Below are 14728 nucleotides of genomic sequence, written 5' to 3'. Positions count from 1 at the left end.
TTTTTATTTTATGTTCACGTTTTCCCGCGCGGAGTTTCCCGCCGATTTTCTTTTCGGCACAGCAACCTCCAGCTACCAGATCGAAGGCCACGCCTTTGGCGGTGCTGGCCCAACGCATTGGGATACCTTCGCCGCCACACCTGGCAATGTGGTGCGTGCCGAAAACGGCGACCGTGCCTGTGATCACTATCATCGGTTCGAACAAGACCTTGATCTTGTCGCAGCCGCTGGTCTGGATGCGTACCGGTTTTCCACCAGCTGGGCGCGCATCCTGCCTGATGGGCGCGGCACACCCAATCCCGAGGGGCTGGATTTCTACGACCGTCTGACCGATGCCATGCTAGAGCGGGGATTGAAACCCTGCGCCACGCTGTATCACTGGGAACTGCCCGCCGCCTTGGCCGATCTTGGCGGCTGGCGTAATCCCGACATTGCCAAATGGTTTGCCGATTACACACAGATCCTGATGTCCCGCATCGGAGATCGCATGTTTTCGGTCGCGCCGATCAATGAACCCTGGTGCGTTGCGTGGCTGTCGCATTTCCTCGGCCACCACGCGCCCGGCCTTCGCGATATCCGGGCGACGGCCCATGCAATGCACCATGTTCTGCTGGCCCATGGTCACGCCATCCAAACCATGCGCGGATTGGGCCTGTCGAACCTTGGCGGCGTGTTCAACATGGAATGGGCAACCCCAGTCGATGACAGCCAAGCGGCACAGGATTCAGCCGCGCTGTATGATGGGTACTACAACCATTTTTTCATGTCCGGCGTGTTCAAAGGCAGCTATCCCGACACTGTTCTGGACGGTCTTGGCCCGCATATGCCGAAAGGCTGGCAGGATGATTTTGATGTAATTCAAGCCCCCCTCGATTGGTGTGGCATCAACTATTATACCCGTAAGATCATCGCCCCGAACGATGGCCCATGGCCAAGCCATCACGAGGTTGAGGGCCCCTTGCGCAAGACCCTCATGAATTGGGAAATCTACCCGGAAGGTCTTTATAAATTCCTAACCCGAACGGCGCGCGACTATACCGGCACCCTACCGCTTTATGTGACCGAAAACGGGCTTGCTTCGCCGGATGTGATCCGCGACGGGGCCGTCATCGACACACAGCGGATCGACTACATCAACCAGCATGTCGGCATGGTGCAAAAAGCGCTGGCCGAAGGGGTGCCGGTACAGGGGTATTTCATCTGGTCGCTGCTGGACAATTTCGAATGGGCGCTTGGGTATGAAAAGCGATTTGGCCTGGTTCACACGGATTTTGACAGTCTGGACCGCACGCCCAAAGCCTCTTATCACGCGCTTCAATCCGCCTTGACCCGGAGCTGACATGCCCCTGACCGCCCTCGTCGCCGACCTTGGCGGCACCAACACACGCGTGGCCCTGACCAAGGGCGCGCACGTGCGCACCGACACGATCAAACGGTTCCGCAATGCCGACCATCCTGATCTTCCGGCAGTTTTGCGGGCGTATATGGCCGACCAGCCGGTGACGCCGGACGCCGCCTGTGTCGCCATGGCAGGCCCCGTGCGCGACGGTGTCGGCGCGCTGACGAACCTCAGCTGGACAGTGTCGCGCGATGACATAGCCGCAGTCACCGGCGCGCACACCGTCGCTGTCCTGAACGACCTTCAGGCGCAGGGCCATGCCCTTGGCCATCTGACACCGGACACGGTGCACACCATCCGTGCCGGTCATCCCGCAAGCGACCACGCGGCGCGGTTGGTGATTGGCATCGGCACTGGGATGAACGCCGCCGCGGTCTACCGACTTGATGAACGCACGCTGGTGCCCCCTTCCGAGGCGGGTCACGTATCGCTTCCCGTGCAGGACGACACCGAACTGCGCTTGCTGAACTGGATCACGGCCACATATGGCCCGCCGGGTTTGGAGGACGTTCTATCGGGCAGAGGTTTCGAAAGGGTTTACGCCTGGCTGTGTCATGAAGACGGTGCCGATAGCTTGCTTAACGCGGGCCAGATCATGGCGGCGGTCAACACAGGCACCGATCCCCGGGCCGAGGCCGCCGCGCGTCTGTTTGTGCGCATCCTGGGACGCGCCACCGGCAATCTTGCTTTGGTTCACCTGCCGTTTGGCGGCATCTATCTTTGCGGCGGTGTCGCACGGCATTTTTCACGCCACCTCAAGCGGTTGGAATTCGAAGCTGCCTTTTTGGATAAAGGCCGATTTGCAGAGTTCCTGACCCAGTTTCCGGTGCACGTCATCGAAGATGACTTTGCGGCGCTGTCTGGCTCTGCGGCGCATCTGACAGAGCTTATCGGTTAGCATTTTTTCCCGAAACCACCGCAGGGCAGAGTGTTAGAGGCTCTCACGGATCACACCCGCCGCTGGCAGGTCTCCGGCCTCACAGGTGACAGGATGCGGATTGTGATTGAACCAGAACCGTTCAGTCCCCGTCTCACGCACACGAACCCCGCGTGGAAGAGCGCGTATTTTTACATTAACACGGTCGCATAGATCACTGATAAGACGTTCGAAAAATACTTCATCACCCCATCCACCGCAATAGCTTATCTGTGCAGATCGCATCACCACGGGCAGGCCCGTTTCGGTCTCGAAGACCGTTTCGGCCGATCCTTCAAGATGTTCAAACCAATGCTGACACTGCCCGCCACCGGCAATCGCAATCGGCATGTCTGGCCGTAAGGTTTCAAGACGCGACACGGCTACATCAAGATTTGGCCATGCGGGCGGCAAGGGTGTCGGGATATTGAATTCCGCATCCCGCGCGGCCGATCGCGGCCCGATCAGAACCTCGCAGCCGCTGGTCGATAAGGCCGCTTTCAAGTCGTCGGGCATAACGACCATTCCCGGCGCACAGACGAGCCGATATGCGCCAAAATCCCGGCATTTGGGCGGAAGAATATCAATCGAAAGCCCAAGCTTTCGCATCGCGCGATAGAGCGCAAAAACAAGGCTGAAATAGTCTAAACCCCGCCCCTGAGGCTGCACATCCCAGGCCCATGCAGCGTCATAATCGAAAATTATCGCGACCGGAGCCGTCTGGTGCGCAATATCTTCACACTCTTTCAACTCTTCTGCGACATGCTCGGCTTCGAAATAGCCCGGTGCCGCCACAGAATCGGGTCGCAATAAACCGGCATGCAACTGTTCCTGCGCAAACGGGGCCTGCCTCCAACGGAAATAACAAACGGCTTCAGCCCCATGCGCAAACGCCTCCCATGTCCAGAGGCGCACCATCCCCGGTAAAGGTGCCGGGTTGTACGGGGCCCAATTCACCGGACCGGGCTGTTGTTCCATCACCCACCAGCGGTTTTTCCCAACCGCCCGGTATAGATCATGATGAAAGGCCTGAAAATCGGGGTCCCCTTGTCGCGCAAAATGGCGTTGCGCCTCGGGTGTGGCTCCGACACGATCCTCTAAGAACCCAAGCGGATAGGAATCCCATGTTGCAAAATCCAGGTCTTGCCCCACCGCAAAGTGGTCAAATTCGGTGATGCGGCCCATGTAATTGTGCGATATCGGCGCGTCTGAGACGGGACGAATGCACTCAACCTGTGCGCGGTTGAACGCCACGACCTGATCGGATGAAAACCGTCTAAACGCCTGCATATGGGCCGGGTGCGGTTCTGTGACTGTCCTATTTGGCAGATCGACCTGATCAAAATCATCGTATTCCATCGACCAGAACACCGTGCCCCATGCCTGGTTCAAGGCAGTGATCGTCCCGTACCGGTCGCGCAACCAGTGGCGAAAAGCGGCCATGGCGGCATCAGAATAGGATAAAACCGTGTCATGGCACCCATATTCGTTGTCTGTTTGCCATGCCGCAACATGCGGGTTGCGCCCGTATCGTTCGGCCAGAGCGGTGACTATACGTTTGCTTTCAGATAGATATCCGGCATGGCTAAAGCAGTAATGACGGCGGGAACCAAAGCCGCGCGGATGCCCCATCGCATCACGGGCAAACATATCGGGGTGTTTGTCACACACCCAACGCGGCGGTGTTGCGGTGGGTGTGCCCAACACAACCTTCAGCCCCGCCGCCCCAAGAATGTCAATCGCCGTGTCCATCCAGGCCCAGTCGAAAATGCCCTCTGACGGGGCGATCCGGGACCACGCAAACTCTCCGATCCGCACCCAGGTCATGCCAAGCGCCGCCATGCGGGCAGCATCCTGTTCCCAGATCTCCTGCGGCCAGTGTTCGGGATAATAGCAGGTGCCAAGCGTGCGTTTCATAGCAAAACCCGATGTTCTGACTGGCCCGTGGTGCCCGACGGAGCCGAGAACAGCTTGCCATCGCCGGCATTGGCAGAGGTCAGCCCCTCTGTGGCCGAGGTGATATACAATGTGCCAAGATCCGGGCCCCCAAATGCCGGGCAGGACGCTTGGCGTGCGGGCACGGAAATCGCCGTTTCAAATCCGCCGTCCAGCCCATAGCAAGCGACGCGCGATGCGCCCCATTGCGCGACCCAAAGCTTGCCATTGGCATCCACGACCGCCCCGTCCGGGTTCAACGCCTCTGGGTTCAGATCAACAAACACCTGGGCCGCGCCATCGGGAAAGCCATCTGCATCCAGCATCACGCGCATGATGGTCCGGGTTGGTGTGTCTGTGAAATAAGCGCAGGACCTGTCGTGGGCGAAACAGATCGCGTTTGGAATTGTAAGGCTGTCGAACAACCGGTGCAGCCTGCCATCTATGTAGCGATAGATCGCACCGGCACCGTGTTCGGTGTTTTTGCCCATGGTCCCAATCCAGAACCCGCCCCAGGGATCGGCACGCCCATCGTTGGACCGGGTCCTGTCTGTGTCGATCTCCAGCGGTTGCAAAAACGTGCTTTCCCCGCTGTCTGTCTCAAACACCGACAGGGCCGTTTCGCTGGCAATCAAAAGCACCCCGCTGTCGATCCAACCTGCGGCCGACACATATTCGTCAAAATCCCACACCTGTTCGTCGGTGCCATCGCTGCGGAACAGGCGTTTGCCCAGAATGTCGAACCAGTAAAGCCGCTGTTCCTGCGGATGCCACAAAGGCCCCTCGCCCAGAGTGCAGATCGTGTCGCTGAATATCTCCACCGTCATCGCATCACCGCATCATAGGCCGCGACGATGTCCTGCGCTCGGGTCTTGACCTCCTGAGCCGACATGCCGGGTGTGTAAAGCGCGGAACCGATGCCAAAACCGCTTGCACCGGCGGCGGCCCAGGCCGAAAAGGTCTCGGGGCCGGCCCCGCCCACCGCATAGGTTTCGGTGTCGTCCGGCAGCACCGCTTTCATGGCTTTGAGCCCATCCGGTCCGATCAGCGCGCCGGGAAACATCTTGAGCCCATCTGCGCCGTTGCGCAGCGCGGCGAAACATTCCGTCGGTGTCATCACACCCGGATAGCTTTGCAGACCCGCCTGTTTGGTCGCAACAATCACGCGGGGATTGCAATCGGGCGACACCACCATGCCCGCTCCAAGGCGCGACAGACGGTGGACATCATCTGGCGACAGGACCGTACCGGCACCGATCAGGGCCGATTGGCCAAGAGTTGCAAGCATCCGTTCGATTGACACAAACGGGTCGGGTGAATTCAACGGCACTTCAATCCGGTCAATCCCTGCGTCGACAAGCGCTTCGGCAACGGGCATGACCGCGTCCGGAGTTATGCCGCGCAGGATGGCGATGATCTTGCGGCTCATGTCAGGCGCTCCATTATGTGGGTATAGGCGGCCTTGAGACCTTCCAACGTCATGCGGTCCGCATCGGTACGTTCCACCGGCAAGCCCTGCGCACCCAACGCCTTGGCATAGGCCTGGCATAATTCATCATCACCGATCAGCGCCACATGCTGACCCAGCCAATATGGACGCGCCGCGGCAAGTTCGACCCCGATCAGCAGACCAGACAACCGTGTCCGCGCGGTTTGCGCATCAAGATCGTGCAGCAACCCTTCAGCACGCAACGAAAAAAGCCGTCCAGCCAGCTCTGCGGGATGCGACATGCCGGTGGCGACCGCGTCTTCAAACGCGTCAGCCGACCAGCCGTCTGCGTCAACCGAATGCCGCAGGACGGACTGCTCTGACAGCAGCGCGAACATCTCTCCGGTCATGAAGGTGCGGAAACTGACGATTTCGTTTGCGCTGATATGCACCCATTTCGTGTGGGTGCCCGGCAAACAGATCACCCCGTCAAATTTGGGGTTGAGCGCAAGAAACCCGGCGATCTGGGTTTCTTCGCCGCGCATCACATCGGCCGGACTGTCTTGTTTGACGCCGGGCAGGATATGAACCGAGATGTTGCTGCTTTGGGTGGGCACATAGGTTGCAAAGCGTGCTCCGGGTGGCGCGCAAGGGGCGGAATGGTACGTGGCCTCGGACCAGCCCTGTCGCGAACCGGCCATGCCACATATGATCACCGGCATGGTGTCATCACCCAAGGCATCGCCCAGCAGATCAAGCAACGCGGGCTCGAATCCATCACGGTCCAGCGTTCCCATTCCGGCATCGCTGTCTTTGCGGAATTTGACCTGACCATCCCGCGTCATGCCCCAAACCCGCAGGTGCGATGTTCCCCAATCGACCGCAATCCAGTCCATCACGCGCTCACCGTGACAACGCCGCCATCCACCGCAATTGTCTGACCGGTCATCATTCGGCTGGTTTTTGAGGCCAGAAACAGCACCGCATCGACGATGTCCTGTTCGACCAGATGCTCTTTCAGGCATTGCTTTTCCAGATGCGCGGCCAGCGATGCGGGGTCTGCCCACAGCTCTTTTTGTTTTGGGGTCAACACCCAGCCGGGGGCAAGCGCATTGACGCGGATGTTGTCCGCGCCGACCTCCCGCGCGAGGCATCGGGTCATGCCGGTGATCCCTGCGTTTGACGTGGTATAGGCGACATAGCCTGCATTGCCCATCATGTAGCTGATCGAGCTGAAATTCACGATGGCTCCCCCGCCCGCCGCCTGCATGCCGGGGATCACCGCCTGACAGGCGAAGAAGTAGGCATCCAGATTGATCGACAGAGACCAATCCCAAAACGCGGGGTCGATCTCAAGAGCGCTGTGGCGTTTGTCATTGGCCGCGTTGTTGATCAGAACCTGCACCGGGCCATGCGCATCAGAGGCCTGCGCAATTGCGGCGCGCAATGCATCGGTATCGGTGATGTCACACGGGATGAAAAGCGGCGCGCGCCCGTGCTTTTCGCCCATCTCGGCGGCGAAAGCGGAGGCGTCAGAGCGGCCGACAAAGGCCACCTGCGCCCCCTGCTCCAGAAAGCCGTCTGTCAATGCCGCACCAATGCCGGACCCGCCGCCGGTGATGAAGACCGAGGCATCCTTGAGATCGTGGAATGTCGCGTAAGATGTCATTAAGCAGCCTTTTTCAGTCGGGCAAAGTCGGGCAGCATCTCCCCATGCGCCACCAGCAGATCGGTCACGAGGCTGCGGATCTGGCGCAGGTCCAGCTCGGCTGCGGTGTGCGGGTCCATCATGGCGGCGTGGTAGACGTGTTCCACGTCTTCATCAACCAAGGCACGCACCACCAGTTCCTGAACATTGATCTGCGTCCGCATCAGCGCCACCAGTTGCGGCGGGATGTCATCGACCACCGAAGGCTGCACACCGGTGTGATCCACCAGGCACGGCACCTCGACCGCCGCCCCTGTGGGCAGTTGCGGTGCCTGTCCGCGGTTCGGCAGGTTGCCATAGATCGTGTAGGGCTGGTTCGTGACCATCGCGTTCATGATCTCGGCGGCGAATTCGTGGCTTTTGGCAAGGGTGATTGCCTCGCCCGTGCGATAGGCTTGGGCCTGTTTCGACCAATCCGCCAGCTGCTCCACACAGCGTTGCGGGTATTCATCCAGAGGCACGCTAAACGCTTCGATCAGATCATCGCGCCCGTCCTTGATGAACCACGGCACGTATTCGGCCAGATGTTCCGAGCTTTCGGTGCAGAAATACCCAAGATGCGCCATCACCTCGTAGCGGACTTTATTGGCACAACGCGGCATCAGAAGCGGCGGCTTTGGCAGCCGTCCATTGCGGTAGCCATCGCGCAAGGCCGGATAGAGCGACTGGCCCTTGTGCGTCAGGTCCAAAAAGAACGCGACATGGTTGACGCCCGCCACACGGTAGCGGATCTCGTCTTTGGGCAGATCAAGGTCATGCGCCAGTTCTTCCACCGTGTTCTGCACCGAATGGCACAGCCCGACCTGCTTGACCTGAGGAAACCGCTCGGCGAGCGCCCAAGTGTTGATCGCCATCGGGTTGACGTATTGCAACAGCGTCGCGTCCGGGCACAGCTCGGCCATGTCAGCGGCGACGCGCCAGAGATGCGGCACTGTGCGCAAGCCGCGCATGATGCCCCCAACCCCCAGCGTGTCGCCGATGGTCTGACGCAGGCCATATTGCCTGGGGATGTCAAAGTCGATGACGGTCGACGGCTCGTACCCGCCGATCTGGAACGCGGTCACAACGAAATCCGCGCCCGCCAACGCCCGGCGCTGGTCTGTCGTCGTCTCCACCGTGGCCGACTGCCCCGACGCCGCAATCAGTTTGCGCGCAACCAGCGCCGACTCCTCTAGCCGGGCCGCGTCAATATCCATCAACGCAAAAGTTGCATCGTCCAATGCCGGAAAGTGCAGCACATCCCCCACGATGTTTTTCATGAATATGGTCGAGCCTGCCCCGATAAAGGCGATCCGTGTCATCTGTCGTATGTCCTTATTTCACCGCGCCCAAGGTCAGACCCGCGATAAAGTGTTTCTGCATGAGGAAGAACATCAGCACCGGCGGCAAGGCGGCAACGATGCTGCCCGCGCTCATCAGGTGATAGGCGGCGCGGAATTGTGCGTTAAAGCTGGTGATGCCAGCGGTGACGGGCTGTGCGTCCGGGCCTTGGGTGAGCACGATGGCCCAGAAATAATCATTCCAGATGAAGGTGAAGATCAATACGGCCAAAGCAGCCAATGCAGGCTTCATCAAGGGCAACACCACAAACCAGAAGATGCGCCATTCGGCGACGCCTTCAACGCGGGCCGCTTCGATCAGCGGGAACGGCAATTGCCGGATAAAATTGCGCATGAACAGCGTGCAAAACCCCGTCTGAAACGCAATGTGAAACAGCACCAGACCGGTTTTTGTATTATACAACCCCAAATCCAGCGTCAGATCGCGGACCGGGATCATCAGGATTTGAAACGGCACAAAATTGCCGGCCACAAACATGAAAAACACCCAGAGGTTCGATCTGAACTTGTAAATCCCCAACGCAAACCCGGCCATCGCCGAAAGCGTCACGGCCCCGATCACGGTCGGCACAGTGATCAGCACCGAATTCAGCATGTAGCGCGGCATGTCCGAATTGAAGAACACCTGACCGTAGTTTTCCACCAGGTTAAACGATCCCGGCACGCCCCAATAATTGCCTTGGGTAAAGTCAGATGCAGGCTTGATCGAAAACATCGCCACCGCGATCAGCGGCAGCAACCACATGATCAGCGCAATGGGCAGCATCGTTTTATACGCCGTTTGCGCGACCGGACTAGAGTGTTGGATCGGACGGGGAAACATCAGCGCGCCCCCTTGTCGTCTTGGTACATCGACCACAGGAAATAGGCGATGAATAGCAGCATGATCAGAAACAGCACCACCGCAATGGCCGCGCCATAGCCCATGCGGAACCCGTATTCCGATAGCGCCTTTTCAAACATATAGAACGACAGCACACGGGTTTGCCCAAACGGTCCGCCATTGGTCATGATCGAGATCAGGTCAAACGACCGAAGCGCGCCGATGATGGTGACGACAAACGCGATAAACGTCGCGGGCTTGAGCTGGGGCACAATCACGTACCACAGCATTTTCCACCCCTTGGCCCCGTCCAGCCGCGCGGCCTCGACTTGTTCGGGATCAACAGCGTTCAGGCCGGTCAGGTAAAGGATCATGCAATAGGCGGTCTGCGGCCACAGCCCTGCGGCTATAATCCCATAGGTTGCCAGCGTCGGATCACCCAACACGTTGATCGGATCAAACCCGAACCAACCCAGCATGTTGGACAATAGCCCTTCATTCGGCAGATAAAACCACGCAAACACAAGCCCAACCACAACCTGAGACAGCACAAAGGGAAAGAAAAACAGCGACTTGTAAATCCGTATCCCCGCCACCGTCTGGTTCAGAAACAGCGCAATGAACAATCCCGCCGGAATGGCCAGAAGATAGAACAACAGCCATTTGAGGTTGTTCCACAGTGACACTTCGAACGCGCGGTCGGTCATCAATTCGGAATAATTGCGCAGACCGACATATTCGGCCTCTCCCAGCCCGTCCCAATCGTAAAGCGAGATCGAAAAGCTCTGAAAGATCGGGATGATCACATAAACCGCGAAAAACAGCAGCGCCGGCGCGAGGAACAGCCATGGCGTGATCGCAATCTCGTTGCGCTTGTACCACCCGCGTTTGGGGGCTTTGGTGTCTGGCAAAGCTGTGACGGTCATGGTCGGGTCTCCTGCGCACGGCACATGCGAAAACCTTTGGGCGGCTTGCGGATATGTCGCGCAGCATGGTGCAAGCAGAGCACGCACCCTACGATGGTTGGCGTAGGGTGCGTGATTTCACGCACCCCATTATTTTTAGTAAACGCGCTGGCGCACCTGTTCCAACCGGTTCAGAATGTCATCCAGATTGTCGGGGATCACCATGAATTCCTGCAAACCCTGCATCGCTTCGGCGGCCATTTCGGCCGGAAAATCCCGGTCAAAGAACTGCGCCACACCACCAGGGCTGTTGGACGACAGCATGGCAAAGCCCTCGTTCAGGAATTTGTCATCGTCAATGGAGGCCGATGCGTTGACCGGAAGCTGACCCAGGTTTTCGCCATTGTTGATGATCGTCTGTTCCTCGGCCGACACCACAAAGCGAAGGAATTCACGCGCCGCGTCTTTGTTTTCGGCATTGGCCGGGATGTGGAACGTGTCGGTCGGGGCGTCCTCGGCCAGCTCGACATCGGGGTTGATTGGGGGGAATTGGTAGAAATCAAGCTGATCATCCGTCAGTCCCGCTTCACGCAACGGGGCGACGGCAAAATTGCCCATCAGGTACGCCGCCGCTTCGCCGTTCACCATAAAGGGCAACGCTTCCTGCCAGCTGTAGTTCTGGTGATTGTCGACATAGGCCCCCATGTCGATCAGTTCGCGCCAATTGGCAAAGGTCTGACGCACGCGGTCATCGGTCCATGGGATTTCACCTGCCGCCAGTTGCATGTGAAAATCAAACCCATTGGTGCGCAGGTTCAGGTAGTCAAACCAACCACCCGCGGTCCACAGGAATTTCGACCCGATTGTATAGCATGCGCGGCCTGACTCGACGATGGCCTGGCAGTTGGACTTCATCTCGTCCCAGTTGGACGGCTCTGACAGGCCCAATTCGTCATAAATGTCTTTGCGGTAGTAAATGCCCCATTGGTAATACGTATAGGGCACGCCCCATTGCTTGCCGTCGATGGTCATCGCGCCCTTTGTCGAGGCAAGGTTTTCGGCAATCGCAGGCTCTGCCCAAAGATCGGACACATCCTCGAACAGCCCCGCCTCTACATAGGGGCGCATTCGGTTGGCGGCGTACCACGTGGCCACGTCCGGTGCGTCTGCGGTCAGAAAGTTGCGGATCTGCGTCTTGTAGGCTTCGCGGTCGATCACCGTTGTTTCGATGTTCAAGTCCGGGTGTTTTTCGCCAAACCGCTCGATCATCGCCTCCATCGTCGCGCGCGGTGCCGGGTTCGATGTATCAAGGAAAATCTTCAGGTCGCCGCTAAGTGTCTCTGCAAATGCAGCCGGAGCGGCAAACGCCGCCGCAAGCGCCAACGCTGACGCTTTCAATGTGGAACGCATGGTATCCTCCCTAATGCATCCAAATCTGGTACAAATGGTTTCATTATTTGAAACCTTGTTTTGCATATTGAAATCATAACAGCACATCGCCTATCATTGTCAACAGCCGCAGCGACGCGACGGGCGGCTTAGGGAGGATTTTCGCGAATATGTCGGCAGTCGATAAAAACGACGGAACCGTGGGCAAAGCGCTGGCTGTGCTAGACCAGATCGCATCTTACGGGCGGCCTGTCCGATTTGGCGAAGTGCTGGCGGCATCTTCGTTGCCCAAAGCAACGCTGTACCGCTTTGTGCAAACGCTGACCAATCAGGCAATGTTGCAATATGATCCGGAACGACAGACCTACGCCCCCGGTTTGCGGCTTGTCCGACTGGCACATGCGGCCTGGGCGCAATCGTCATTGGCCCCGGTTGCCCGCCCCCATGTGGATGCGCTAAGCGCCGAAACAGGCGAAACCGTTCATCTGGCCCAGCTGGACCACGCGCAAGTGCTGTATGTTGACAAACGCAACGCGCACGATCCGATCGAAATGTTCAGTCAAGCCGGCAAAGTCGGCCCGGCTTATTGTACCGGGGTCGGCAAGGCGATGCTGGCGTTTCTGCCGGAGCCGGACTTGAGCCATGCTCTGGCGCAGCAAAGCTGGCACCGCTTCACCCATGCAACCCACGGCTCGCCCGAGGAATTGCGCGTCGATCTGGCCGATATCCGCGCCACGGGGCTTAGTTTTGACCGCGAAGAACACGAGGTCGGAATCATCTGTGTGGCGGTGCCAATCCTCAACCGGCAGATGCGCCCTCTTGGTGCCCTGTCGATCACCGACAGCACCCGGCGCACCGATCTGGACACATTGCGCCAGCTTGGGCCGCGTCTGAAACAGGCCGCGCAATCTATTGCGCAAGACGCGGAAAACTGGATCTTTCCCCAGCCACAAACACCGCAGATCATGTCACAGGGAGAACAAACCTATGTCCGGAGTGACGCTTGACCATGTGATCAAACGCTATGGAGCCACACAGGTGATCCATGGGGTCGATCTTGATATTCAAGACGGCGAATTCTGCGTCTTTGTCGGCCCCTCTGGCTGTGGCAAATCCACATTACTGCGCATGGTGGCCGGTTTGGAGGAAACGACGGAAGGCCGGATCACCATTGGCACACGGGATGTCACCCGGCTTGATCCCTCAGATCGCGGCGTCGCGATGGTGTTTCAAACCTACGCCCTCTATCCGCATATGACCGTTCAGGAAAATATGGGGTTTGGGCTCAAGATGACCGGCCATCCCAAATCTGAAATCACCCGCAAAGTCGCCGAGGCCAGCCGCATTCTGAAACTTGATGACTATCTCACGCGGAAACCGGCGGCCTTGTCTGGCGGCCAACGTCAGCGCGTCGCAATTGGCCGCGCCATCGTGCGCGGACCAGAGGTGTTTCTGTTCGATGAACCCCTGTCCAACCTGGATGCCGAATTGCGCGTTGAAATGCGTGTTGAAATCGCCCGTTTGCACAAGGAAATCGGGGCCACAATGATCTATGTGACCCATGATCAGGTCGAAGCAATGACCCTGGCCGACAAGATTGTGGTGCTTCGGGCAGGCCGGATCGAACAGGTCGGTGCCCCGATGGATCTGTATCGTGACCCGGACAACCGGTTTGTTGCGGGGTTTATCGGCTCTCCGGCGATGAATTTTGTGTCCGGTACGGTGCAAGGCGACACGATCTCGTCCGCCGGGCTGGGCGCGCCGGTGGCCAAAACCATCGCGGCCCAAGACGGCCAGAACGTGCTGATCGGCCTGCGGCCCGAACATCTTGCCATCACCGCAGGCGGCGCGCATCGTGTTGACCTCACCGAAAGTCTGGGCGGGGTGTCATATGCCTATATCACCTGCCCCAGCGGTGAAAAAATCGTTGTCGAAGAACGCGGAGATCACAGGTCATCCGAGGGTGACATGGTCAATTTGCAGATTGATCCGGACCATCTTTTTCTTTTTGACGCGCAAACCGAACAGCGCCTGCGATAAGCTTTGGCCTAGTTCAGCGGAACAGACACTTTGAACTGCACCGTTTCCACACCCGGGTTGTCTTCATAGATCCCGGCATTGGAGCGATGGTCATAGCTTAGCGCCATCCGCCACCCCTGTCGCGTCTCGTAACCCAATTCAAGTCCGGACCGAAAGGCGATTGGCCCACCAAGGTCGAATCCCCCATTGTCAAAATACAGCCCCGGCATGGCATGCAATTCGGCATAGACTCCGCTGCGGCCAAAATTGTGCGTATAGGTCGCGCCAAAACCAACCCAGGTTTCCCCGTCTTCGCCAATCGAAAGACCGGCCGCGCTGCCGAATGGGCCGCGCATGTGGCCCAGATCATAGCGTATATACACCTCTGCCGCCGGATCAGCTCGCCGTTCCAGAACCTCTCCACCCGATAGCGACAGGCGCGGCGGTGTCTCGGACTTACCAAGACATCCGGCATCTGTACCGCAGTGGTTCATGCCCATATCGGTCAGTCCGATAATAAACAGAAGTGCCGCAAAAGTTCCGTCTGCCATGTGCCTGCCTTTGTGTCATACCCGCCGGCACCATGCCAAACCGCACCTGAATGCGCAATTGGCGACCGATGCGTTTTCGGTGTGAGTGAGGGTGAAAGCGATAAGAAGCCAGGCTGCAATATGCGTAAGTCAAAATACAAAAAAACCGGCGCTTGCGCACCGGCCTGATTGAATTTTTTTCATCGTATTGAGAGATATGTGTATTTTGGTTTCACGTTTTAGTAGGTTTGGCGGTGATCTACTTTCCCAGGTCTTGAGACGTCCGTGCCATTGGCGCGGTGGCGTTTGACGGTCGGGATCGACGCTGCAGGTCA

General features: G+C 58.4%; 15 protein-coding genes. 4 read left to right on the top strand and 11 right to left on the bottom strand.

The genetic code is table 11. The features are described from left to right. Positions 1 to 10 precede the first annotated feature (10 nt). Both ACG74X_RS06470 and ACG74X_RS06465 read left to right on the top strand, forming a co-directional pair. Entirely contained in the window at positions 11 to 1339 is a 1329-nt protein-coding gene (locus ACG74X_RS06470) for a GH1 family beta-glucosidase (RefSeq protein ID WP_411233370.1), read from the top strand. 1 nt (position 1340) lies between these two features. Further along, positions 1341 to 2297 carry a glucokinase gene (locus tag ACG74X_RS06465; RefSeq protein WP_411233368.1) on the top strand — a complete coding sequence of 319 codons (957 nt, stop codon included), beginning with the start codon at positions 1341 to 1343 and terminating at the stop codon, positions 2295 to 2297. A 33-nt stretch (positions 2298 to 2330) separates the two neighbouring features. On the opposite strand, the gene ACG74X_RS06460 is transcribed toward ACG74X_RS06465, so the two are convergent. The 9 genes from ACG74X_RS06460 to ACG74X_RS06420 all read right to left on the bottom strand — a co-directional run bounded on the left by ACG74X_RS06460 (position 2331) and on the right by ACG74X_RS06420 (position 11865). Further along, positions 2331 to 4232: a beta-galactosidase gene (locus ACG74X_RS06460; RefSeq protein ID WP_411233367.1), complete on the bottom strand. Its 1902-nt coding sequence runs from the start codon at positions 4230 to 4232 to the stop codon at positions 2331 to 2333. Beyond that, on the bottom strand, positions 4229 to 5077 hold the full coding sequence (locus ACG74X_RS06455) for an SMP-30/gluconolactonase/LRE family protein (RefSeq protein WP_411233365.1): 849 nt from the start codon (positions 5075 to 5077) through the stop codon (positions 4229 to 4231). Before ACG74X_RS06455 ends, ACG74X_RS06460 begins: the two co-directional genes overlap by 4 nt. Then, entirely contained in the window at positions 5074 to 5679 is a 606-nt protein-coding gene (locus tag ACG74X_RS06450; RefSeq protein ID WP_411233363.1) for a 2-dehydro-3-deoxy-6-phosphogalactonate aldolase, read from the bottom strand. Before ACG74X_RS06450 ends, ACG74X_RS06455 begins: the two co-directional genes overlap by 4 nt. Beyond that, a complete protein-coding gene (locus tag ACG74X_RS06445) occupies positions 5676 to 6575 on the bottom strand; it encodes a 2-dehydro-3-deoxygalactonokinase (protein ID WP_411233361.1) in 900 nt (299 codons plus the stop codon). Before ACG74X_RS06445 ends, ACG74X_RS06450 begins: the two co-directional genes overlap by 4 nt. Then, positions 6575 to 7348 carry an SDR family NAD(P)-dependent oxidoreductase gene (locus tag ACG74X_RS06440; RefSeq protein WP_411233359.1) on the bottom strand — a complete coding sequence of 258 codons (774 nt, stop codon included), beginning with the start codon at positions 7346 to 7348 and terminating at the stop codon, positions 6575 to 6577. The genes ACG74X_RS06445 and ACG74X_RS06440 overlap by 1 nt, the downstream gene beginning before the upstream one ends. After that, positions 7348 to 8688: an alpha-glucosidase/alpha-galactosidase gene (locus tag ACG74X_RS06435; RefSeq protein ID WP_411233357.1), complete on the bottom strand. Its 1341-nt coding sequence runs from the start codon at positions 8686 to 8688 to the stop codon at positions 7348 to 7350. The genes ACG74X_RS06440 and ACG74X_RS06435 overlap by 1 nt, the downstream gene beginning before the upstream one ends. Before the next feature lie 13 nt (positions 8689 to 8701). After that, complete coding sequence (locus ACG74X_RS06430) at positions 8702 to 9550, bottom strand: carbohydrate ABC transporter permease (RefSeq protein WP_411233355.1); 849 nt, start codon at positions 9548 to 9550, stop codon at positions 8702 to 8704. Further along, complete coding sequence (locus tag ACG74X_RS06425; protein WP_411233353.1) at positions 9550 to 10476, bottom strand: carbohydrate ABC transporter permease; 927 nt, start codon at positions 10474 to 10476, stop codon at positions 9550 to 9552. The genes ACG74X_RS06430 and ACG74X_RS06425 overlap by 1 nt, the downstream gene beginning before the upstream one ends. Before the next feature lie 135 nt (positions 10477 to 10611). Next, positions 10612 to 11865 (bottom strand): ABC transporter substrate-binding protein, encoded by a 1254-nt coding sequence (locus ACG74X_RS06420; protein WP_411233351.1) that lies wholly within the window; start codon positions 11863 to 11865, stop codon positions 10612 to 10614. 149 nt (positions 11866 to 12014) lie between these two features. Between ACG74X_RS06420 and ACG74X_RS06415 the strand changes: the two genes are divergently transcribed. Then, the gene (locus tag ACG74X_RS06415) at positions 12015 to 12851 is read left to right on the top strand and encodes an IclR family transcriptional regulator (RefSeq protein WP_411233349.1); all 837 of its coding nucleotides are present in this window, start codon (positions 12015 to 12017) and stop codon (positions 12849 to 12851) included. Then, positions 12832 to 13884, top strand: coding sequence for an ABC transporter ATP-binding protein (locus ACG74X_RS06410; protein WP_411233347.1), 1053 nt, complete (start codon positions 12832 to 12834; stop codon positions 13882 to 13884). The genes ACG74X_RS06415 and ACG74X_RS06410 overlap by 20 nt, the downstream gene beginning before the upstream one ends. An 8-nt stretch (positions 13885 to 13892) precedes the next feature. Here the strand turns inward: ACG74X_RS06410 and ACG74X_RS06405 are convergent, their stop codons facing one another. Together ACG74X_RS06405 and ACG74X_RS06400 are read right to left on the bottom strand one after the other, a co-directional pair. Then, the gene (locus tag ACG74X_RS06405; RefSeq protein ID WP_411233345.1) at positions 13893 to 14414 is read right to left on the bottom strand and encodes an acyloxyacyl hydrolase; all 522 of its coding nucleotides are present in this window, start codon (positions 14412 to 14414) and stop codon (positions 13893 to 13895) included. Between the two features lie 129 nt (positions 14415 to 14543). Next, the coding region (locus ACG74X_RS06400; protein WP_411233344.1) for a hypothetical protein at positions 14544 to 14728 on the bottom strand (185 nt) is incomplete at its 5' end.

It is taken from the genome of Marivita sp. S0852 (assembly GCF_046591575.1).
GTDB lineage: Bacteria > Pseudomonadota > Alphaproteobacteria > Rhodobacterales > Rhodobacteraceae > Marivita.
The sequence above is the reverse complement of the archived record's forward strand: the minus strand, read 5'-3'. Positions and strand labels throughout refer to the sequence as shown.